Annotated in this window: 18 protein-coding genes; 17 read left to right on the top strand and 1 reads right to left on the bottom strand. The window is 44.5% G+C overall.

Annotated features, from left to right (window positions below; genetic code table 11):
• Nucleotides 1–167: 167 nt before the first annotated feature.
• The gene (locus WCK19_RS03290) at nt 168–1,589 is read right to left on the bottom strand and encodes an ATP-binding protein (RefSeq protein WP_342395930.1); all 1,422 of its coding nucleotides are present in this window, start codon (nt 1,587–1,589) and stop codon (nt 168–170) included.
• 535 nt (nt 1,590–2,124) lie between these two features.
• Between WCK19_RS03290 and WCK19_RS03285 the strand changes: the two genes are divergently transcribed.
• From WCK19_RS03285 to WCK19_RS03205, 17 genes are all read left to right on the top strand, one after another.
• Nucleotides 2,125–3,042: an NAD-dependent epimerase/dehydratase family protein gene (locus tag WCK19_RS03285; protein ID WP_342395929.1), complete on the top strand. Its 918-nt coding sequence runs from the start codon at nt 2,125–2,127 to the stop codon at nt 3,040–3,042.
• A 205-nt stretch (nt 3,043–3,247) separates the two neighbouring features.
• Nucleotides 3,248–3,898, top strand: a complete 651-nt coding sequence (locus WCK19_RS03280; RefSeq protein WP_342395928.1) for an SIS domain-containing protein — start codon at nt 3,248–3,250, stop codon at nt 3,896–3,898.
• Nucleotides 3,899–3,907: 9 nt separating this feature from the next.
• A complete protein-coding gene (locus tag WCK19_RS03275) occupies nt 3,908–4,504 on the top strand; it encodes an HAD family hydrolase (protein ID WP_342395927.1) in 597 nt (198 codons plus the stop codon).
• Nucleotides 4,501–5,757 (top strand): glycosyltransferase family 4 protein, encoded by a 1,257-nt coding sequence (locus tag WCK19_RS03270; RefSeq protein WP_342395926.1) that lies wholly within the window; start codon nt 4,501–4,503, stop codon nt 5,755–5,757. Before WCK19_RS03275 ends, WCK19_RS03270 begins: the two co-directional genes overlap by 4 nt.
• A gap of 45 nt (nt 5,758–5,802) precedes the next feature.
• Complete coding sequence (locus WCK19_RS03265; protein WP_342395925.1) at nt 5,803–6,507, top strand: acyltransferase; 705 nt, start codon at nt 5,803–5,805, stop codon at nt 6,505–6,507.
• Nucleotides 6,508–6,517: 10 nt separating this feature from the next.
• The gene (locus WCK19_RS03260; protein WP_342395924.1) at nt 6,518–7,636 is read left to right on the top strand and encodes a DegT/DnrJ/EryC1/StrS family aminotransferase; all 1,119 of its coding nucleotides are present in this window, start codon (nt 6,518–6,520) and stop codon (nt 7,634–7,636) included.
• Between the two features lie 244 nt (nt 7,637–7,880).
• Nucleotides 7,881–9,071, top strand: coding sequence for a glycosyltransferase (locus WCK19_RS03255; RefSeq protein ID WP_342395923.1), 1,191 nt, complete (start codon nt 7,881–7,883; stop codon nt 9,069–9,071).
• A 29-nt stretch (nt 9,072–9,100) separates the two neighbouring features.
• Nucleotides 9,101–10,669 (top strand): sugar transferase, encoded by a 1,569-nt coding sequence (locus tag WCK19_RS03250; RefSeq protein ID WP_342395922.1) that lies wholly within the window; start codon nt 9,101–9,103, stop codon nt 10,667–10,669.
• Nucleotides 10,670–10,679: 10 nt separating this feature from the next.
• Nucleotides 10,680–11,447 (top strand): acyltransferase, encoded by a 768-nt coding sequence (locus WCK19_RS03245; RefSeq protein ID WP_342395921.1) that lies wholly within the window; start codon nt 10,680–10,682, stop codon nt 11,445–11,447.
• Nucleotides 11,448–11,565: 118 nt separating this feature from the next.
• Nucleotides 11,566–12,984 (top strand): FAD-dependent oxidoreductase, encoded by a 1,419-nt coding sequence (locus WCK19_RS03240; RefSeq protein ID WP_342395920.1) that lies wholly within the window; start codon nt 11,566–11,568, stop codon nt 12,982–12,984.
• Nucleotides 12,985–13,052: 68 nt separating this feature from the next.
• Nucleotides 13,053–14,555: a radical SAM protein gene (locus WCK19_RS03235; protein ID WP_342395919.1), complete on the top strand. Its 1,503-nt coding sequence runs from the start codon at nt 13,053–13,055 to the stop codon at nt 14,553–14,555.
• A 13-nt stretch (nt 14,556–14,568) separates the two neighbouring features.
• Entirely contained in the window at nt 14,569–16,416 is a 1,848-nt protein-coding gene (locus WCK19_RS03230) for an O-antigen ligase family protein (protein WP_342395918.1), read from the top strand.
• Complete coding sequence (locus WCK19_RS03225) at nt 16,413–17,330, top strand: glycosyltransferase family 2 protein (protein ID WP_342395917.1); 918 nt, start codon at nt 16,413–16,415, stop codon at nt 17,328–17,330. The genes WCK19_RS03230 and WCK19_RS03225 overlap by 4 nt, the downstream gene beginning before the upstream one ends.
• A 124-nt stretch (nt 17,331–17,454) precedes the next feature.
• Nucleotides 17,455–19,068 carry a hypothetical protein gene (locus tag WCK19_RS03220; RefSeq protein WP_342395916.1) on the top strand — a complete coding sequence of 538 codons (1,614 nt, stop codon included), beginning with the start codon at nt 17,455–17,457 and terminating at the stop codon, nt 19,066–19,068.
• Between the two features lie 15 nt (nt 19,069–19,083).
• Complete coding sequence (locus WCK19_RS03215) at nt 19,084–20,622, top strand: sialidase family protein (protein ID WP_342395915.1); 1,539 nt, start codon at nt 19,084–19,086, stop codon at nt 20,620–20,622.
• A gap of 23 nt (nt 20,623–20,645) precedes the next feature.
• Nucleotides 20,646–22,028, top strand: coding sequence for a hypothetical protein (locus WCK19_RS03210; protein WP_342395914.1), 1,383 nt, complete (start codon nt 20,646–20,648; stop codon nt 22,026–22,028).
• Nucleotides 22,029–22,405: 377 nt separating this feature from the next.
• Nucleotides 22,406–23,362, top strand: coding sequence for a class I SAM-dependent methyltransferase (locus tag WCK19_RS03205; protein WP_342395913.1), 957 nt, complete (start codon nt 22,406–22,408; stop codon nt 23,360–23,362).
• Nucleotides 23,363–23,456: the final 94 nt, after the last annotated feature.

Here is a 23,456-nt window from a genome sequence, read left to right as displayed (position 1 = left end):
CCAAAGCCCCAATGTCTTGGTCACGCCCATCCGCCCCTACCTTCGCCACTTGACGTAGATTGGGAGCATTTGGCGACAATAGCAGAAGAAGAATTGCCGGGTCACTTGTATCGAATTTGCCATCCCGCTTTTCCCCCGAACTGCTATACTCGCGTTCCTGCCCTATATCAAAGTTGATAACGAGTAGCGGGTCCTTTACCTACTTTCCGAAGTGACCCTCTTGTCACCAACCCTTCCAAATCCCTTATTGCAGTTGATTCTGATACGCCTGTCAACTCTCGATATTGCTTAAATGTGATAAAACCTTTCTCCCCAACATGTTGCATTGCCAATTCTTGCCGTCTTTCTGGAAAAAGGGTCTCCACAGGTGCATCTACAAGCTTGGCTGTCTCTTTTCCTCGCCGGTAAAAAGTAACCACAAATTCATTCTGCTCCTTGAATTCCGGGTCTGGCAAACCTAACGCATGCATCTGGTCTATTATAAACCTGATACCGCTACCGACCCGCTCCATATAGCCTCCCGGCATATCCTTTAAGATGCTGGCAATTATGGGATTGCGTGGCTGGGAAGTGGCTTGCCCAAGCCTTAGATTTTCCAGCGATATGCTACTCGGCAAAAGCCCCGGATTATGTACTTCCACCCGGTCTAAATAATAGAAGATACGTACCGAAGTTCCTTCCTGACTGTAATCCCGATGTACCACCGCATTTACCACCGCTTCCCGCAGGGCTTCGATAGGTAATTCAGGCTCTTCTAGTCGTCTAAAACCTTCTATTCGACCAGATACCGGAGTCCATAATCGCAGAAGCCCCTCCGCTTGTTCAACCTGTTCCGATATAGTGCCGGTGATAGTTTTGCGGTCACTGAAACGCCGTACCCCGCTATTATCCAAGTAATTGGTAGCAATTATTTCAGCCTGATTCAAATACTCACGGGGGGAATGCCCGAACAAGAGCAGTCCGGCATTAGTAGGGTGCGCTATCGGCTTTTCCGGCTTCCCGTTAATTACGGCACATTTCAGTTTTACCAGTAGTTCTTGTAGATTATTAAGGCGAGCAGGACGACGAGTGATAGCCGAAAGTTGTTGCAGGTAGAGATTAATCTTGTCCTTGTCCAAATCTTCCAAGTTAGCTTCCGGCACAGGCTGTAGCTCCCATTTCAGAGAACCCTGCCCGTACAAAAAGCGACTGATTTCTTCCGCATCCATTGGGCTGGTCTGGGTGCCGCGCCGTAACCAGAACACGCCACTTGCTTGATAAATTGTACCATTATTGGGGGGAACGGTGGCGATTATTAAGTTTTTGCCACCAATCTGGGTTACTTCAGGGTGAATCGGTTGCAATGATATTGGGGGTTTGCATAAGCGAGCAGCTTGCAGAAGGTTATCTATGCTCTTTGCTACGGACTTGACCCCTACAATTTCCCAAGTTTCATCTGCCACCCCAATAATGAGCTTGCCTCCCTCTTTTGAGTTGGCAAATCCGCAGAGCCGCTCAGCCAGTTCGGATAAACGTGGCGGAGCTATCTTGAATTCAACCGCAGAGGTTTCCCCGTTTCGGATTAGCGCTTCAAGCTCTTCTATTTGCATAATCTCCGTATCTGCCTAAACCAATAACATTGTGCGCCATCATAATATCGCCATCATGACGGTATATGGCGGTATATGGCGGTATTGTAACACATTAAGTACGGATGTTCAGATAGGAGGCTATTGAGAAGATAAGGGTGGGACATATGCCAGACAGCTAATGCCGTGACTCTTTGAATTGCTCAAGAAAATAGAAGAAGACCCCAATATGACAAAGCCAAAGCTTCTTAGCTACTGCAATCGTTCGTAAATCTAAACGCGCCTGCCGTCCGCAAAAAGGTAGAGATTATAGTCGAGCATTTCGCCGATACCAGCCTTGAAAAGCTGTACGAGGTTGGAAAATTGCTACTTCTTTTCAGGAGAGTACAGCAGGTTTGGGGCGTTTTTATTTTTTCATTTCCCTAAAATGCCTCCAATTTTTGGCTTCTTTCGACAGCTTGCTAGACTTCGAATAACTTTAATCCTTTTTTCATAAGTGTTGTCTAAACTAGCGATACTTTCGGAAATACATTGCATTGGAAAAGGAGTAATTAGTATGAAAATCTTGGTAACTGGAGGAGCCGGATTTATTGCCTCACATATAGTAGATAGCTATATAGAAGCAGGGCATGAGGTAATAGTTATAGATAGCCTCTGGGAAGAAGGCGGAGGTAACCGCGATTATGTTAATCGAAATGCCAGATTTTATAAGCTGGACATCCGAAGCACAGAAGCGGCACGTCTGATTCTAACCGAAAAGCCCGAAGTGGTAAACTTACACGCTGCACAACACTCTGTCAAAATTTCTACCGATAAGCCCACGCTAGATGCGGAGGTGAACATTCTCGGCTTGCTGAACTTACTGGAGGCTTGTGTACAGGCAGGTACTCGAAAAGTAATATTTGCGAGTAGTGGCGCAACTTATGGCACACCGGAGCAACTCCCCATTACTGAACTCACTTTGCAAAAGCCGGAATCACCCTATGGCATCACAAAAATGGCTTCAGAGTATTACATCAAGTATTTTCATTCTGAGAAAGGCTTGGATTTTACAATTTTCCGCTACGGTAATATTTACGGACCACGTCAGAGTCCACATGGCGAAGCGGGGGTTATTGCCATCTTTGCACGCCGTATTCTGGATGGTCGTGAAGTGCGAATTGATTGGGATGGGAAACAGGAAAAAGATTACCTGTATGTAGGCGATGTAGCACAGGCAAATTTGTTGGCTCTGGAAAAGGGCGATAATCAATTATTTTGCCTAGCAACCGGGCGTGGCACTTCGGTAAACGAGCTATACGAGCGTTTATGCCGGATTATCGGCAAGGAAACTCCGGTTAGACACGCCACTAAAAGACCCGGTGATATTTATCAAGCCTATTTTGATTGTAGCCGCGCCGCGCAATCGTTAGGCTGGAAACCACAATTCGATTTGGATAGTGGATTGGAAAAAACTGTGGGGTTTTTCAGGTAGGCTGTGAGACCCCTTAAAAAAATTTCACAACCACTCTTGGGGCATTCATTGCACTCTCACTGATTGTCTCTACACTCAAATTTAGAGAATTAGTAGCCCTATACATAAGGAAACTGACTCGTTTATCTTTTGTCTATTTGGCAAACGCTCTTTCTACACCTTTATCTTGCCGCACAAGTGGGGAAATTTTGCTGGAGGCGATGTAATGATTAACTACCCAACACAGAATAGTAAGCTTGAGTATCAAACGCCTGAACTCTATACACAGCAGCGTGTCAAAATCTATTTGGGCGGCTTAGAAGAAGCTTTGAATAGCATTTCGCCAGTTGAAGTAGCACAAATAATAGATTTAATAATAGATGCTGGCAGGCATGGAAAGATGATTTTTATCTGCGGTAATGGCGGGAGTGCTTCTACTGCCAGCCACATGGCATGCGACCTAGCGAAAGGCACTCGTATTGAGGGGTTTCGCCCGTTTCGCGCAATTGCTCTAACCGATAGCTTGCCACAAATTACCGCATGGGCTAACGATAACGGCTACGATACTTGTTTTTCAGGACAATTGGAAGGTCTAGGGCAACCGGGCGATTTGCTTATTGCTATAAGCGGTAGCGGCAATTCTCCCAATGTGCTGAGTGCGGTAGAAACTGCCCAACAACTTGGTATGACTACTATTGGTCTGGCAGGCTTCAAGGGTGGGGCATTAAAAAGCAAGGTAGATTATTGCCTTGTCATTCCGGCGGCTTGTATCGAGCAAGTCGAGGATGCACATTTGGTACTGGAGCATACTATTTGTGCCACTATTCGATTGAATTTGGCTGAGAAAAAGAGAGAACTTATGGAGGCTGCTAGTTAGCGTGGCGCTATGGCTGTAAGAACTTTGACACGCCAAAATTCAATTATTTTTGTTGATCGGGATGGTGTCATTAATCATAACCGAGTCGAACATGTATTGCGTTGGGAAGATTTCATCTTCGAGGACGGTGCGCTGGAAGCTTTTCGCTTGCTACACCAACATAATTACGAAGTGGTGGTAATTACCAATCAAGCGGCAATAGCGCGTGGCTTGGTTACAACCGAACAGGTGGATTCATTACACCAGCGGATGATGCAGGAAATAGAGACAGGTGGAGGAAGGGTAAAATCGGTTTTCTACTGCCCCCACAAGCCAGAGATGGGTTGCCACTGCCGGAAACCACAGCCGGGACTTCTCCTGAAAGCTGCCCAAGTGTATGGAGCGCGGTTGGATAAAAGTTGGCTCATTGGGGATTATATAACTGATATTGAGGCAGGAGTAGCAGTAGGCTGTAACTCAGTATTGGTTTTAACCGGGCGCGGACGGGCTGCGCTTGCTTTGTTAGGAAATATCAAAGCACAAGATGGCAAGCGCAGGCTTGTACCAATAAGGCGAAACTTTCTTGAGGCGGTAAAGTTTATTTTAGATTGCGAGAATCTTAGATGACACTGCTTAACACCGGATTAAGCCCCAATTCTTATTCGGAGAAAGCGAAAGCTGGTAAACCCAGCCTGTTATTACTTACGCAAGTCTTACCTTACCCACCTGATGCCGGTCCCAAAATCAAGACCTATAACCTGATTCGTTATCTTGCAAGCTCTTTTGATATTGTGCTGGTTTCTTTTATACGTTCGGACAATACCCCTTCGCATGTTGATGAATTATTAAAGTATTGCTGTGAAGTTTATACAGTACCGATGCAGCGTACTCGTTTGCGAGATGTGGCTGCTTTGCTTTTAAGTCTTTTAAGCGGGCAACCTTTTTTGATGGTGCGAGATCGTTCTCGCCCTATGAACAAGTTGTTGCAAGGTTTGGTGGCTACCAATAAATTTGTGGCGATTCATGCAGACCAATTGAATATGGCGCAATTTGCCCTGTCGCTTCCAGTCTCGAAACGGGTACTGGATGAACATAATGCAGTTTGGGCAATTGCTGATAGGCTTCGACGGGGGCAGAAAAACCCGTTAAAAAGGCTGCTGCTGAAGCTCGAAGCTCACAAATTGCGCCGTTACGAGCAGAAAACCTGTCGGCGTTTTGATGTGGTGCTGGCGGTAAGCCGGGAAGATGCGCTATCACTGGGCGTACCCTGCCAAGTTATCCCAATCGGAATTGATGCGGAAGGGGTAGAGCCGCTTAAAATTAGCTCGGCTTCATGCAATCTGGTTAGCCTAGGCACAATGTTTTATCCGCCCAATATAGAAGCGGCGTTATGGTTTGGTAGAGAAGTATTCCCTCTGATTCGTCGCAAATGTTCTAAGGCTACCTATACGATTATCGGGGCGCGACCTCCCGCTGAAATTTATCAGATGGCAGCACAGCAACCGGGTATAAGGGTTGTGGGTTACGTAGAGGATTTACGCCCGGAACTGGAACGGTGTTCCGGTTTGATTGTGCCGTTGTTATCCGGTGGAGGGATGCGAGTCAAAATTCTGGATGCACTGGCGTTAGGCTTACCGATTGTTTCTACTACGGTAGGGGCAGAGGGGGTGCAGTTAGAACATGACAAAAACGCCTTGCTTGCGGATACGCCCGCAGCTTTTGCGGCAGCTTGCCTACGATTGCTGGATGGAGATTTGGCACAGCGTCTATCCGAAGCGGGGCGCAAACTGGCATTGGAAGAATACGATTTTCGGGTAGCTTACAAACCGCTCGATGAATTGTATTCCGAGCTAATCGGAAAGCAGGATAAGGTGTTGTGAAGTGGCTATTTAGATGTGCTACCTGCAAAAGGAGAACGTAGTAAGATGGGATTAACTGTGGGAAAAGGGCGCAAAACTAAAGAAGATAATGCGTTAAAGGCGGTTGAATGTGAGGTCGGTGGTGGGGATTTGGTGTTAAAGGTTGAGCAAATTCCTGCCCCTTTTTTTCAACATGCTAACGTATATGTTCACGCTACTGCTGATGTTTCTTCCGAAGCATTAATCGGGGAAGGGACTCGAATTTGGCACCACGTCCAGATTCGAGAGAAAGCAGTCTTAGGCAAGAATTGTATCGTGGGTAAGGATGTCTATATTGATAGCGAAGTGGTAATCGGTGACAGAGTGAAAATCCAGAATCGGGTTTCGCTCTATAAAGGGGTTATGATTGAAAGTGGCGTGTTTATCGGACCACATGTATGTTTTACCAACGATTTGTATCCTCGCGCTATAAACCCGGATGGCGAGTTAAAAACCGATTCAGATTGGAATGTGGAATGTACACTAGTGCGTTATGGCGCTTCTATCGGCGCAGGTGCCGTTATTTTACCGGGGGTGAGAATCGGCACTTTTGCATTGGTAGCAGCAGGAGCAACGGTTACTGCGGATGTGCCAGACCATTGTCTGGTAATGGGTACTCCTGCGAGGGTGCGCGGCTATGTTTGTCGCTGTGGCAGACCTCTCACCCTAAGCCAGAAAGAGGTTAGCTGGTTCTGCCAGAATTGTCGTGAAAGTTATGTGTTTAATTTTTAAGGAAGGTCTTATGAACGCTATTTCATCACAAATTAACATCCCCATCGCCCGCCCAGAAATCGGCGTGGAAGAACAAAAAGCAGTGTTGGCGGTGATGCAATCTGGACAACTGGCACAGGGTTCAGAAGTAGCTCACTTTGAAGAAGAATTTGCCCGCGCTTGCGGTGTAAAATATGCTATTGCCGTTTCAAGCGGGACTACTGCCCTGCACACCGCTTTGCTGGCTTACGGAATTGGTGAGGGTGATGAAGTAATCACCTCCTCTTTCAGTTTTATTGCTACTGCCAATTCAATTCTTTATACAGGCGCACGTCCTGTTTTTGTGGACATTGAGCCTGTTACTTTTAATCTCGACCCTGCCCTTATCGAAGCTGCTATCACTCCGCGCACTAAAGCTATAATGCCGGTGCATCTGTTTGGACACCCCGCGCCGATGTACGAAATTATGGATATTGCAGCGCGTCACGGGTTGGCTATAATCGAAGATGCTTGTCAGGCACACCTAGCTGAGTACAATGGCAGAAAAGTTGGGAGCTTTGGAACTGGCTGTTTCAGTTTCTACCCGACCAAGAATATGACTAGTGGTGAAGGCGGTATGCTTACTACCAATGAGGAGCAAGTAGCCGAACGCGCTCGTATGTTCAGGGCGCACGGAATGCGTCGTCGCTATTATCATGAAATGCTCGGCTATAATTATCGTATGACCGACTTGCATGCTTCAATCGGTCGGGTGCAGTTACAGAAATTGCCGGGCTGGAATGCACGTAGGCGCGAAAACGCCGCTTACCTGAACGGTAGGCTTGCCGAACTCGAAGCAAAAGTGGTAACGCCTATGACACGCGACAATTGTACGCATGCTTTCCATCAGTACACTGTAATAGTGGAGGAGAGCAGCCCAATTAAACGCGACCAACTGGTAACACACTTGGGCGAAATGGGGGTCGGCTGTGGTATTTATTATCCTGTGCCAATTCACCAGCAAGATGTGTATCTGAATCTCGGCTACAAAACGCGCCTTCCGGTTACGGAACAGGCGATGGGGGCGGTGTTATCACTGCCGATTTATCCTTCGCTAACTGTAGAGCAATTGGAGCGGATTGCGGGAAGTGTTGCCAACTTGACCAGATAATAAAACTCATGCTTCTATATGCGCCATTGTAAGGCTTTAGAAGAATAGCGCCGGCAGGTAACTCAGGCTTGCCGGTGTTTTTTATTACTCCTTAAAAAAGATTAATAGCCTAACATGTTTTTTCACAGCCTTTTCAGAGCAAAAAACTAAAATCAAATTAGTTTTGGCTATCCTGATAAATTTTATTAATAGCTAAGGTTTGCCTGTGCATGTATTATTTATAACTCCTTATATACCAAATAGCTTGCGAACCAGACCTTACCACCTGTTAAAGGCGCTGGCTTGCTGCCATCAGCTAACTTTACTTGCCCCAGTTTTCAATCGGCAAGAGCAGGCAGACGCTGCACGGCTTGCAGCAGAAATACCCGGATTGTCAGTAGAAACCGTGCAATGCTCCAAGAAGGCAGCTATAGCGCACAGCTTGAAGGCGTTGTCTAAAGGCTTACCTATGCAGGCGCGTTTCTGTTACAGTCCAGCGTTGCTGCTACGCCTTGAGGAACTGGCACGCGAAAAGAAATTTGATGTGGCGCATGTGGAGCATTTCAGGGCAGCCTATACCGGAGAACGACTCGCGGCGATAGGCTTGCCCGCAGTTTGGGATTCAGTTGATTGTATTTCCTTGCTGGTTCAACGCACCCTTCGTCATGGTCCGCTGAAGAATCGGGCAATAAGTGTTCTTGAGTTAAACCCTTCTCGCCGCTATGAACGAAAACTGGTAGTAAGCGCATTTTTCAAACAGATTTGTGCAACCAGTGCCGAAGATGCTGCCGCTTTGGAGGAGTTAGGGGGGGTATCTAACGGCACAATTAGGGTAATCCACAACGGGGTTGCGCTCGATCATTTCACGCCCCCAACTGAGCCATCCGCCCGTGAAGATGCTACCGTTATTTTTTCTGGCAAATTGAGCTATCACGCCAATGCTGCTGCTGCTCGCTATCTGGTAGAAAAGGTTTGGGGAACAGTGCGCCGAGAAATACCCCATGCACGTTTGCAATTGGCAGGCAGCAATCCATCTAATGATTTGTTGCGTTTATCGGGAAAAGCTGGAATCGAAGTAACAGGGTTTGTGCCGGATATTGCTCCGTTATTGCGCCGTGCGACTTTGGCAGTTGCCCCGATGCTTTACAGCGTCGGTATTCAGAACAAAGTGCTGGAAGCAATGGCTTGTGCCACGCCCATAATCGCCACCCACGATGTAACTCGCGCTATTCAGGTGCGCGATGGCATCGAAATCGAACTGGTGGAGCAAGGCAATCCCGCGGAATTAGCAAGGCGAATTGTGGAACTGTTGCGAGACAAGCGCAGGGCAACCGAGATGGGGCATAGAGGGCGCGAATATGTAGCGTGCCATTATAACTGGGCGCAAGCTGCCCGCGCTATTGAAGAAATGTGGCAGTTAGCAGTACGGCACGCGGCTGTAATCCCCGTTTCTTAAAAAACAAGTGTATCGAGAGGCAAGCTATTATGGCACTACCCTACGAATTATCGAGTGAGGATAAATTACTCCCGCTGGCACACAAACATGCGCGGGATTCTGTGGGAGCGAAGGTTAATAATGCACGTCATCGTCAGCGGTTACTGGTAGTTGGAGGGCTGCTATTGGCAGACTCAATTGCTTTGTTACTCACTTTCGCGCTGGTATATATTATCCGCTTCAAAGTATTTGGTTTTCTATATCTTCCACCCAATTCACCCCTGCGCTTTTATTCTGAATTGGTTTTCTGGTTGATTCCTCCTTGGTTGGCGCTGCTGGCTATTTATCGGCTTTACGATTTGAAAGTATTACATGGCGGGATTGCCGAATATCGGCGCACCACTCAGGCATGCAGCCTTGCCATTATTATGCTGCTGGCGCTCAGTTTTTTTATGGATGAACACCTGATAGTTTCGCGGGCTTGGTTGTTAATGATTTGGATTAGTAGCATTGTCGTACTTATTTCTACCCGCTTTGTAGTGCGCCGTGTGCTTTATCGTCTTCGGACGTTAGGGTTAGCGATGACGCGAGTATTGATTGTAGGAGCTAATGCGGAAACATGCCGGATTGCACAACAATTAATAGAAGGGCGCAACCAACCCGGATTGCAAATTGTGGGGTTTGTAGGGGAACGCCGCTGCAAACCGCGTGAAACAGCCGACTCACGTGATGTTTCGATTAGACCGGTTTCAAAAGAAGTGTTGGCATGGCCCGGCGCATGGATGGGTTTGGTAGAAGACGTGCGAAACGCGGTTGAACAGCATCACATAGACGAGGTAATTATTGCCAGCACTGCGCTTGAACAGGAAGAATTGTTCGAGGTCGTACGGTATCTTACCACCAGTAAAGTTGAAATTCGCCTCTCTCCTACCGTTTACGAAATTCTTACTACCGGGCTGGAAGTGCAAGAGATTAACGGTTTACCACTGGTGACAGTTAGCAAGGTGCGGATTACGGGACTGAACGCGCTTCTCAAGCGGTTGCTGGATATAGCGGTTTCGCTGGCAATTTTAGCAATCTTATCGCCCCTCTGGTTGGCATTGGCGTTGGTTGTGAAATTTACTTCCTCCGGTCCGATTATACATTACCGCAAAGTAGTAGGGCAGGGCGGAAACCTGTTCTATGCTCTCAAGTTTCGCACTATGCACACAAATGGAGATGCCATTCTTGCCGCACGCCCCGATTTGTTGGAAGAATTGCAAAGTTACGGCAAGCTGAAAGATGACCCGCGCATAACCAAAGTAGGGCAATTGCTAAGAAAACTCAGCCTCGATGAAATACCACAACTGGTGAATGTACTCAAGGGGCAAATGAGTTTGGTGGGACCACGTATGATTACTTACCAAGAAATGATTAAATTCGGACGTTGGCAAACCAATCTTATGACCGTTAAACCGGGTTTGACAGGCTTATGGCAGGTGAGCGGACGCTCTAACCTTAGTTATGAAGATCGAGTCAGGCTGGATATGCACTACATCCGCAACTATAGCATTTGGATTGATATTCAAATACTGTTTCAGACTGTTCCGGCGGTACTAAAGAGTAGAGGAGCTTATTAGGTAGTAACCGATGAGCAAGCTTAATTATTACATACAAACTCAGAGCGGCAGCAATTTTGCCGGCTATCTAAAGCAGGAAGCAGTTTTGGCAACCGCCTCTTGGGTGCCAAGTCTGCCCGGCATTGCTCTTCGCAATCTTTTATACCGCGCCATTATGCAACTTGACGGCACGGTAGCAATTGAAGCAGGGGCGCGTTTACGTTGCACACGCCATATTCATTTACACCCCGGCGTATTTGTTGATTATGGCGTGTATATGCATGCCACCCCCGGCGGCATTGAAGTGGGCGAAGATTCTTTCCTGATGCACCACAGCGAATACCACGTTTACAACTTTCGCAATCTGCCAAACGCCCACATCAAAATTGGCAAACGCTGCATTATCGGCGAATTTAGCATTATTCGGGGGCAAGGAGGCGTAACCATTGGCGATTCAGTTTTGTTCGCTCCAATGGTACAGGTTCTAGCGGTACAACACCGCTACGGAGATACTACCCGCCCGGTGATGGATCAAGGTATTACCGCAAAAGGCATAGAAATTGGGGATGGCGCATGGCTTGGTTCCGCTGCAATTGTGCTTGATGGTGTGAAAATTGGCAAAGGGGCGATTATCGGCGCAGCTGCGGTAGTGACAAAGGATGTACCAGACCACTGTATCGCGGTTGGTAATCCTGCCAAAGTAGTGCGAAATTTGCAAGAGCAACCGCTTGCACCCGAAAAGCTGTCTGAGCTTGAGTTAGGCTTACCTTCTATTTTCCAACTCGAAAATTCCCGGTAATGAATAAAGGTTCATAAAAATAGTCGAGCCTGTGCGCCTTACTTTCACGGCACTTTGATAATTTGAGAATAGTTAATCAAGTTATCCGGCTCATTCTCAAATAGAGAGGTGCATTTATATGGCTAAGGGAAGAGTGGTAATTCTTGGAGCGGGTCCTGCAGGTTTAGCGGCGGCATGGAAGTTGACCGAACGCGGCTACCAGCCCGATGTGATTGAGCTAAAACCCTTCGTGGGTGGTATGGCATACACCATACGCAGTGATGGCTATTTGTGGGATTTAGGTCCCCATCGCTTTCATTCTTCTAACCCTGCCATAATTAACGAAATCGATAAATTATTGGGAGATGAACTGGAAAAGCGTGACCGTAAGACGAGGGTCTTTTTCTGGAATAAGATGTACGATTATCCGCTTAACGCCGGAAACTTGCTCAAGAATCTTCCCTTATATGTAGCAGGTTTATCTTTTCTTGATTTTGCCGCTACTGTCGTAAAAAACAAAATCAAGCCCAGCCCGGATGATAATTTTGAATCTTGGGTTGTAAATCGCTTTGGAAGACGCTTGTACGATATTTATTTTGGACCGTACACCGCTAAAGTATGGGGACGCGACCCCCGTAAGCTCTCCAGTAGTTGGGCAGCACAGCGGGTTGCGGTAGTGGATCTCTGGGATTTAACCCTACGTACTCTTGGTTTTCGCAAGGGCGACAACAATTTTCACCACTCCGAGTATAAAGACCTGTTTTATTACCCACGTCAAGGAGTAGGACGAATATCGGAAGTTATTGCGGAGAAGGCAGCCGAAGGGGGCGCACGTATTCATCTTAATGCGCGTATGCTAGAAGTGCGCCACCAAAAGGGTCGCATCGCTGAAGTGGTTTATGAACAGCATGGCAAAACCCACGTTCTCCCATGTGATTATCTTATTTCTACTATTCCGATTAGCTCTTTAGTACGCAGCATACGTCCTGAACCCCCGGAAGCAATTATGCATGCCGCACAGGGTCTCAAATTTAGGGCGATGATTTTCCTTTTTCTCAAGTTAAACAAATCTCAAGTAACCAATGACCACTGGATTTATTTTCCAGACCCGAAAGTTATTTTCAATCGCGTTTCCGAGATGAGAAATTTCTCGCACGAGGCTGCCCCGCATGGCAAAGGTAGCCTGACGGTGGAAATAACATGTGATATTGGTGACGAAATCTGGACTGAGAGTGAAGAAGTTCTGTACGAAAAAACGATTCAAGGACTAGTTGAAGCAGGGCTTTTCAAGCGGGAAGAAGTGATTGGTCATTTTTTTGAGCGATTGCCTAATGCCTATCCTAGCTATGACCTTAACTATGAAGGTAATCTGGCAGCGCTTATTTACCAGTTAAGTTCCTTCGATAATATGATTACCGGCGGGCGGCAAGGCTTGTTCCGGTATATCAATACCGACCACGCCCTAGAAATGGGCTTTTGCGCTGCACAGGAGATTGCCAACCAAGAAATCGGCACAAAGGTAGCTAGGGTAGGAGATGCGCCCGTATATTTTGGCTGATTAGTTGATAAATATAGGGTCGCATTGGGTATAGGACATCACTAATTAATAAATGGAGGACGTAGAAAGTGCCACATCTAGCGCAACGGCGCAGCATTTCCTTGCTGCTAGAACACAAAAGTATCAAGGATGTGATACCGCGTACTTATAACCTAGATTGCTTATTTGTCAATCCCCCTTCTCCCGATGGTGAGGTATATATCCGCGATATTCATCGGGTGGGCAGGCGCAGCCGCGAGAAAATGATTTGGCCCCAAGTGGAAATGGCTGGATTGGCAGCGATGATTTATCCGCAGAAGAAAATAGAGCTAATAGATTGTATCGCCGAATATATGGGCTGGCACAAGTTTGAGGCTTTGCTGGAAGAAAAGAAGCCTAAGTATTTGGTTACAAATGTTACCGCACCTACGATTACCAATGATATGAAGGTAACTTTCCTTGCCCGGCGTTACGGCACTAAAACTATCGCTATTGGTAGCCACGTAACGCCGATGTGGAAAGAGACGATGGAGGATTATCCAACCCTTGATTTTATTATTCGCTTTGAGCCTGAAGTAACTTTCAAGGAGCTTATAGATAACCTTGAAGCAGGAGTAGAAGATTTCAGTCATATCTCAGGGCTGGTCTGGCGTAAGAATGGCATGCTTATTAATAACCCAGATCGCCCTAATATCGAGAATATGGACGATTTGCCAATGCCCCTGTACCATCTGCTGCCGATGCACAAATACAAAATCCCGATGATTAAGGGCAATTATTGCTTTGTGACCACCAGTCGAGGTTGTTCAGCAGGTTGCCGTTTTTGTATAAAACATGTGATGTGGGATTTCTCAGTACGCAGCCATAGCCCGGAACGCACTATTGAGGAGATTATCGAACTCAAGCGGTTAGGAGTGAATAGCATACATTTTTATGCTGACCTCTTTACGGTCAAACGTGATTATGTGATTGAGCTAAGCAAACAGCTTATCGAGAGGAACATCAAAATTCGCTGGACTTGCAATAGCCGCGTGGATTTCATTGATGAAGAAATGCTGGAACTAATGGCTAAATCCGGTTGTTGGATGATTAGCTGGGGTCTTGAGAGCGGCAGCGAAGAAGTGCTTAAACACATGAAGAAAGGTATCAATGAGGAGAAAACCCGTAAGGCGTTGGCTGCTTCCAAAAAGTTTGGTATCAAAAACTGGGGCTATTTCATAATTGGTATGCCCGGTGAAACTGTAGATACCATCAAGCAAACTATAAGATTTGCCAAGAGTTTGCCGCTGGATATTGCGCTTTTCCATATAGCTGTGCCTTATCCCGGTACGCCTTTCTACTACGATGCGCTGGAAAATGGCTGGATTAAAATGACCAAGTATGAAGATTTTGACATGGATCAATCAACGGTGCTGAATTATCCTCACCTTTCAAATGAGCAAATTCAGTATTGGGCGAAACGTGCCTTTCGAGAATGGGCATTCCGCCCTGCTCCAGCCCTGACTTTTCTTAAGAGTGCTAATAGCCTTGCTACCTTGAAGGATTTGCTCACCATTGGGGTGTCGCACTTCAAATGGGTAGGCAATAAGTAAAGATATTTAAGTGGTGCCTACAAAACGTTTTCCGGTGTGGGTTGAGACAGTAGTAAGCAAAGGCGCAGACTACCGTCTCCCTTTATTCGGAAGCAGTGTGTTGCTATACACTGCCGGACTGATAGTCGGATTGATTACAGCCGGAGGCAATCTTGGAAGAGCAATATTGCTCGGCTTGGCGGCAGTTCTTTTCTTTTTTTCTTGGTGGCTGTTTGGGAAACCACAGCATGCGAAGTTATTACATGAAGCAGGTCTGGCGCTGGTAATTGCTCTATCTCTGATTGGGTTATTGATATTACCTAATTTGGATGACGATTATCTAAGAACCAATTCGCTTTCAGCTTCCGTCCTCAAGCTTGCGAGTTCTATCTTGCCACATAGCGAGATGCTGGTAATGCACCGCAATACTTTGGCAGGTATGCTGGCAATATTTGCGCCACTGGCGATGGCTTATACACTGATTGGAAAAGGATGGCGCATTAGGATTTGTGGGGGTATATCTTTTGGGCTAATGTTGGGAGAACTGCTGGTTACAAACAGTCGGGGGAGTTTGGCGGCGCTGGCAGTTGGGTTGCTCTTGCTGGGAATACTGGTGTGGCAACGTGGCAGTAAAAGGCTACAGTTAATACTAGGTGTTCTGGCATTGGTTACGGTTACAACAATGGCTTTTTATCTAGCCGTAAGTGGGCAATACCGCCTTTTCAATCCGCAAACGTTGCTTAACGATGGTGGTTTGAGTCGATTAGAAGTATGGCAGGATACAATCTATATCTTGAGCGATGTGCCTTTGACCGGGATGGGAATTGGAGAATACAAGAATATCTATCCTTTTCCCCGTGACCCTTTAAATGACCTGGTTAATCTCGGAAATTATGGCTCACAGGAACACGCCCATAATCTTATCTTGCAATGTTACGTTGAACTTGGCTTGTTTGGGCTGTTAGCAGCATTGGGGGCGACAGCTTTATGGTTAACGTTACTTTTCCAATTGCTGGCAGGTAAAAAAAGTTGGCAGGGAATTGATTTAACTCCCAATGGCAATAAAGCAGTCCCTTTTATGGGTGGTATGGCAGCTATGGCAGCATTACAGGTGTACGGCGCAACCGAGTATAGTAGCTGGAATGGGCAATTTGCGCCGCTTTTCTGGATACCGACTGCTCTGATTGCCTGCTCATGTACCATACCATTTCGGGCAAAAAGTAAATATAGCTGGAAACCGAAGTTGCGAAGATATTTCTTATTCGCTGTACCAGTTAGCCTTTTATTGATAGTAGGTTGCTTGTGGCAATTTTGGGGATTAGCAGAAGTAAATGCTGCCAGTCTTGAGAAATTCCAATATTGGAGAGAGCAGCAAAAACCAAGTCTTCTTGAAATTCAAAAGAAATATGAAAATGCTAGTTCGATTCTAGGATGGGATTCAGCTACTGAAAGAGGCTTGGGATGGGTATTTTTGCAGAGAAATTTGCTATCGCAAGCTGAACAACATCTCAAGATGTCCCTAAAAAACAATCCAGAGGATCGTCCGAGCCTACTGATGCTGGGTGAAGCGCTAGAAAAAGAAGGTCGCCCTATGGAAGCTATGGAAATCTGGAAACAGGCTAAAGCTTCAATTCTCTTTTATTGGCGCGGGCGGCAATTGCTGGATAGTCAGAATGACCTTGAAGCTGAACCATTTTTTCTTAAAGCTATCGCTCTTAACCCCCAGCATTGGGAAAGTTATACTGCTCTTGAGATGTTTTATATACGGCATAGTAGGTTAAAAGAAGCAATGTCTCTTATGGAACATGCTAAAGCAGAGCTTCCAGACAGATTTGAACCAGTAGAGGAATTGAACAAATTAAAGGAGATGGCAATGCGGTGAAAACACCACAGGTTAGCATAATAATTCTTAACTGGAATAACCCTGACTACACAATAAATTGTCTCCATTCTTTGGGAAAGCTTACTTACCCAAACTACGACGTTATATTACTGGATAACGGTTCGGAGGATGACTCGGTTCAAAAGTTGCAAGCTATTCTACTGGGGTTGAATTATCCTGTTGAATTTATTACCAATAGTCGGAATCTGGGTTTTGCCGAAGGAAATAATGTAGGTATTCGGCATGCTCTTGAACGGAATGCCGATTATGTATTACTTCTTAACAATGATACTGAGGTGGCATCTGATTTTATTGAGCCGTTAGTCCAGATGGCGCAGAGTGATTACAGAATCGGAATCACCGGTCCAAAAATTTACTACTTTGATTCCCCAACACGTATCTGGTCGGCAGGCGGTCTAATAACCGAATCAGGCTGGACTCAGCAATTAGGGGTTAATGCGGTGGACTCACCTGAATATGACTACCTCAAAAGAGTAGATTACGTTTCTGGTTGTGCCATGTTGGTAAAGCGTGAAGTTATTGAAAAAATTGGTATGCTAGACCCTCGCTTCTTTGCATATTATGAAGAAACGGATTGGTGCGCCAGAGCAGCAAAAGCTGGATATAGCATTTGGTATGTACCCCAAAGTATAATCTGGCATAAGATTAGTCTGGAAGCACGCGAACAATCCCCGTTATATATTTATCTGATGACGCGCAACCGCCTTCTTTTCTTACGGAATCGTGGTGCTTCTAATCTACGGGTTTTACTCAACATGGTGTTGGTTGATTTACGCACAATTGTTGCTTGGACAATCTGGAAACGCTACCAGTCCGTGCGCCCTCTTCGCCAGTGGCGGTTGATAGGAATGTGGCATTTCTTGCAAGGCAAATTTGGTGAGCCAGACTTGTGAATCAATTTTCATTTCTTTAGGAAAAATAATAATGAAAATTAATCCGTTTGGCTCATAATCAATTTAGTCTGTTAGTATAAATGCGTTATTGGTCTAGTTATTTTTCTATTATTGTGTAAAAACTATGGATTTTTCACGCGAAGTACGTCGCTATACAAGATTAATTTTGAATTGGTGGTGGTTGATAGTCTTAGGTGTAATACTAGCGGGTGGTATCAATTACTATCTAACCTCCAAAGCTCCACCTAAATATGAAGCCTCCACCACGCTTATGGTTGGACAGGTTATTCGGCAAGCCAATCCCGATCAATCTGAAATACCTCTCGCCGACAGATTGGCGGTATATTATCTTGAATTGCTCAGGCGACAACCTATACTTGAAGGCGTAAAAAATGAATTAAATCTAAATATTCCCAATGAACAACTGTCAGGTATGGTTTCTGCCAGAGTTATTCCTGCCACCGCTTTTATTGAAATTGTAGTCACCGATGTAGATCCAACCCGCGCAGTTCAGCTTGTAAATAATTTCGGTAAGCAATTGATTGCCCAAAGCCCAACCGCCCCTGAAAATCAACGTAAAGAGCAAGCTGATTTTATCCAAAAACAAATGGATGATTTGCAATCAAAAATAGAAGAGGGACGAAAAAAGATACAGGAACTTAATCTGGATCTTAGTTCTGCCAGTACCGCCGCCGAAGTTACAGAAATTCGCGGTCAAATTAAGGCTTTGGAAAACCAAATTGATACTTGGCAAACCAATTATACAAACCTAATCAAGCAAAGTACCACTAACTCTCCAAACTCAATAAATATTCTTGAAGAATCAAAACAACCCCGTCTTGTAAAAGGGTTGAACCCACTAATAGCTGCTGCCATAACCGGAGCAATAGGCGGTTTTTTGGCTATTATCTGTGCCATTGTGCTTGAATATCTAGATGACCGCTTGAAGAATGGCGATGATATTTCGACTCGGCTTAAACTACGAGTTCTAGGACACGTGCCTAGAATTGTTTCCAAAAAAACTAAAAACATTGATAACGAAATCGTGGCTGAAGCTTATGAGGTAATTGGCACAAATATATTATTCTCAGAACACCTAGCTAATAGTCGCCGCGCCCTTTTACTAACTGCCCCTGATAGTGCCAGTATTCAACCTGAAATAGCGTTGAATCTTGGAATTGCTATGGCTAATTTCAACAGCGAAGTGTTGCTGGTAGATGCTAATGTAAAAACCCCCAGTTTGCATAAAATGTTAGAAGTGGACAACAATACCGGATTTTTTGAAATTTTTTATGGTAATAGTTTCCCAAATATCGAAGACTTAGTGCATGAAACGGGTGTACCAAACCTCTTTCTAATGACTGCCGGAGATGCTTCTCCTGAGAAAAAGAAACTGATGGTACTACGTCCCGGTTCAGAACATATCTACGGGTTGCCCCATAACTCCGTTCCCGGTGATATTGTAGTTTTCAATTGCGATAGCATACTGACCGAAAAGACGCCACGCCTATTGGCAAACCACGTAAGCGGTATAATTTTAGTATGCGAGTTAAAGAAAACGCGAAGTCAGGAATTGAAAGCAACAATTGAGGTAATTGAGCGTTTAAAAGGCTATGTGCTGGGTGTTATAACTATTGATGCTCCACGACGCTCATCTTTCCATTTTATTAAGTTACTAAAACAACGCCGTCCAGAGCAAAGCAGTGCAAAAATCGAAACAAGCGAAGCTGTAGCATAAATTGAGGTGTAAAATATGCGTTTCAAATTATGCCTTACAATACTTCTTTTCCTTTTCACAACCCTTTTGCTACCGCTGCTCTATCCGGTGGAAGCCGCTTCCGATTGGAGTGAGCCTGTAAACCTTTCAAGCAAAATGCAGCATGCTTGGTTTCCAGATATTGTAGTTGATGGGGCGGGTACTGCTCACGTTGTATTTTTAGGCTCAGATTTTTTTGAGATGAAAGATTCTCCCATTTGGGAGAAATATGATAAGGTCTATTACAATTCTATTTCCCCTGAAGGTAATGTTGACCCAAAAGGACCTTATAATATTTCGGTTTCTCCCTATGGAGTTGTACCTCGTAGCTCTGTTGCATTTGACAATACCCGCGGCATTTTAGAATTGGTCTATCGCTCAAGACCTTCATTGAATTTTCAATATGCCCCGGCAATTGAGGCTTCAATTCCAACAGCCTGGAGTACCTCACGTAATATTGATGATTTTAACACCTCATATTACTCAGATATTTTAGTAGATAAAAAAGGGACAATCCATGTAGTTTGGACTCAGATAGAGGGAACTGATTTTGCAAAAATGAGTCAAGTAGTTATGTATCGTCGTAGTGAGGATTTTGGAAAAAGCTGGTCGTATCCCAAACTTATCGGTGAACCGAAATATGGCGCTACCAAAGTAACTATTAAAGCGGATATATCCAACGGGTTACACGTAAGTTGGGATGATGGCTATGATAACCAGACCGGACGCAATCAGGCGGCATTCGGAGGATATACCCATTCATTTGATGATGGAAACAAATGGAGCGACCCCTTGACCTTCGGTAGTGAGAAAGAACCTATTGCTCAAACTACTCTTACTACCTTCGGTGAAAATGGGGTTATGCTGGCATGGAGAGTATTAGAAAAGCAACAAATATTCTATATGGTTTCTCAAGATAACGGGCTTAATTTCTCAGAGCCTACTGCTATACCGGATATTTCAGCAAGACGCTTTTCTTCACAACACTTTTTTGATCGTTATTATTTGGCAGGGGATGGGAATGGTCGCGTTCACCTAGCGGCTATTGCACTTACTCCAAGTGGAAAAAAAGGTGAGATAGAGAAAGCAGAAGATCTTGCTGCCTACCATGTAGTCTGGGAAAATGGCAATTGGTTACAGCCGGAGATTATTGGAATTGTACCCGGTTTTGCTGAATATCCTCGTATTGGCTTGGGTCCTGACCGCATACATGTCGTATGGTTCGCTCGCAACAAACCCACTGATGATGATTCAAAAAGTGTGTGGTATAGCTCAAAAACTTATGATACCGGGATTCAACCACAACCCATAGGAACTTATACTCGTCCAGAACAAACCCCACAAACCCCTTCTATGCCAGTTGCAACCGTTAAGCCGCAACCCGTTCTTCCGCCTGTAGAAGCGGGCGGAACCCGGCAATGGCTTGAGGAGAGCTATACAGCGGCGGCTCTTGCCATAATTCCTGTTTTTGCAATTGGCGGCTTATTGGCTATAACCATTACTTTGCGAAATCGTCATCGCGGGAAACGTCTCTAGCTTCAAAGGGTCTAAAAATGAGGATGTTCTCTGGTACCGGAGTCGAGTTACGCAAACTAATTGTTAGGCTATTGCGTTGGTGGTGGCTTTTAATATTGATTCCGGTTATAAGCGGCATTATTGCTTACGTTATAATCCAGCATGGCACCAAATATTATCAGGGTAGAGAGCTTCTTATTGTTAGCCCTTCTTTCAAACAAATAAAAGACCAAACACCTGATTTAATTACAATTCGTTTGGGAGGAAGCTATAGCAAGCTCTTGAAGCAGGAAAATTTTCTTGCAAATATTGCACAACGTTTTAACGGGAAGCTTTCAACCGAAGAGTTAAATCGCTCGCTTGTTATTCTGTTGAGTGCGGGAACACCCTTTTTTGAAGTGCGGTATGTGGATACAAACCCCGAACGCACTTTACAAGTATTAGATACAATTGTAGAAATGCTAACCAATGAGACTCCACTCTTAAAAGAACTCAGACAAAAAGTGCAGAAACAATTCATAGCAGAGCGCCGCACCGAATTAATTAGTCTTATTGATAAAGGTACTAAAGAAATTACAAGCCTTGAAAGCCAAAGAGGGGTTCGAGGTGAGGTCATCGAGTTAAATGCTCAGCTAGATTTCCAAATCCGGGATATAAAGAACGCCAGTGACGCATATACGGCTGAACTTCAAGCTCTATCCAAATTTGAAAGTGACGGTTCTGAGGCAAATCAGATTCATGTAATTGAAAAATCGAGTCTTATTTCCGGAGCTCTAGGACCTCAACCGCGTAACGCTGCGCTGGCAATGGGTCTGATTAGCCTATTTTTGACAATTTTGCTGATTACTTTTCTCCAACGCATTTCTGGAAGGATACTAGATGAAGTTGACCTTAGAGAACTCACCGGATGGGAAATTCTTACCAGATTAAGCCAGTTTGATGACCATGAAAAGCTAGAATTATTAACTTCCGAATTGATGCTCCTATTCGAGAAGCTACCTCAAACGGAAAAACGCCGTGTATTGGTAGTGTGCGAGCAAAATGTAAAATCTTCTTCCCAGATACTTACTTGCTTTTCCGCAGCAATACAACAATTTGGTTATAGTGTAGAAAAAATTACTGAAATCCAATCACATACTAATGTGGGAAATATTCGCGAAGACCCAGAAATATATGAATCAGTACCTATTAATACATTTGAAGATAATGGCGTAGTAACGGTATTGCCTGTAAAAACATCAGCCTTATGTGAGTTGGTAAGCCTACGCTGGCCAACTACTTTGAGTGCATTGGGGAAGCAAGTATTTGAATCGGACTGCGTTCTGATTTTGCTGAGTCTTCGCTACTCCAAACGGGCTAATATTCTAAAGCTCACCAAACTCAACCGCGCTTCATCTTTTAGGGTTTTAGGGGTTATATTGGTGTAATATGGCGTTAGTTGAGGTTTCTCATTAAGCTGCCTATTTTTACAGGGAGTACCTAATATATAACTCTAAGGAAGTAGTTCTAAAAAACTTTTTTGGTTCTTTTTATGCACCTCAGGAATTTGGCGGGATAAAAAATCACATCTCCTAAAATAGGCACTCCCGTTTTTATGGGATGAACAGTTTTTATAATTCCAAAATAGTTCGGAATTAATTCAAACAGAAGTCATTAATAAACTCTCATTAATATCATTTTGGTTTTCACAAATATCTAAAGAACATGAAGCTAAAATATTATAAATTATCGTTTGTATAAGTATTTAGGATTGAAGAATAATATATTGCTGAATTCTTCATTCGAGCAAAGGAGCATATAACATATGCATGTTTTATGGGCTGAGACTAAAGCTTCTATTCAAGAAAAATCAACATTATTCGAGCAATTCTTTGAACCGCATCTAGATCAGCTTGAGCAATATTTCAATATACATAAGGATGAAGTAGCAGGAATTTCTGAAATCCCACAATATTTACAAGTTTGCCGCTGGCCTTTCCGTAAACTCGAATATTCTTTCGCACTTGATGCCCTATTGGACAACTTAAAATCAGGCGATTCTTTTCTAGATGCGGGCAGTGGAGTTACACCTTTGTCTCATATACTAGCAAATAAAGGTGTAGTAGCCGAAGCATGTGATGGAAACAAAGGGTTAATTCAAAAATTGAAGGAGTTACACCCTGAGAAAATATATGGATCGCAGGTAAATTATTCTTATCAGGATTTAACCTTATTATCTTACCCCGACTCTTCATTTAACGCCATTTCATGTATCTCTGTGTTAGAGCATATTCCAGCCCCTTCCGACCAAGTAGCAATAAAAGAATTGATTCGTGTACTCAAACCCGGTGGCATTCTTGTCCTCACTGTGGATTATACTCCCACACAAGAGAATTCTGATTCATACCGATTAATATATTATTTAAAACGATTATTCACACTAATAAAAAAAGGAAAGCTAAAAGAAATCACTGGAGGTGTGTCTCGCAAATTGCAGGCTCGCCAAATAGTAAAGGATGGTTTAGCGCGGCAACCTCGCAGTGCAAACCAATGCTTTGAAGCATCACATCTGGAGCAAGATATATTACCAATTCTTCTAGATAGTTGTGAAGAAGTGAAAAGCAGGCTGACATTCCCAAAAGATTTGTACGCGCTCTCACCAAACGATAGCTACCAATTCTGGAATTTGGAAAAGGAATTATTTAACAATCAAGGGCAGAGAGCCGTATTACCTGCTGCGATAATTCTCCAGAAGATTCTAGTACCTTCTTTAAGTTTATAAAATCATGATTTTACGTTGTTGTATTCTATAAGCTAAAATAGATAATAGAAAAAGCCTTTGAATCAGAATTGATTCGAGGGCTTTTTCTTTTATC

This window comes from Candidatus Chlorohelix sp., assembly GCF_037138995.1.
In the GTDB taxonomy this organism is placed as follows: domain Bacteria; phylum Chloroflexota; class Chloroflexia; order Chloroheliales; family Chloroheliaceae; genus Chlorohelix.
Note: the sequence above shows the minus strand (reverse complement) of the source record. Positions and strands in the feature narration are given on the sequence as shown.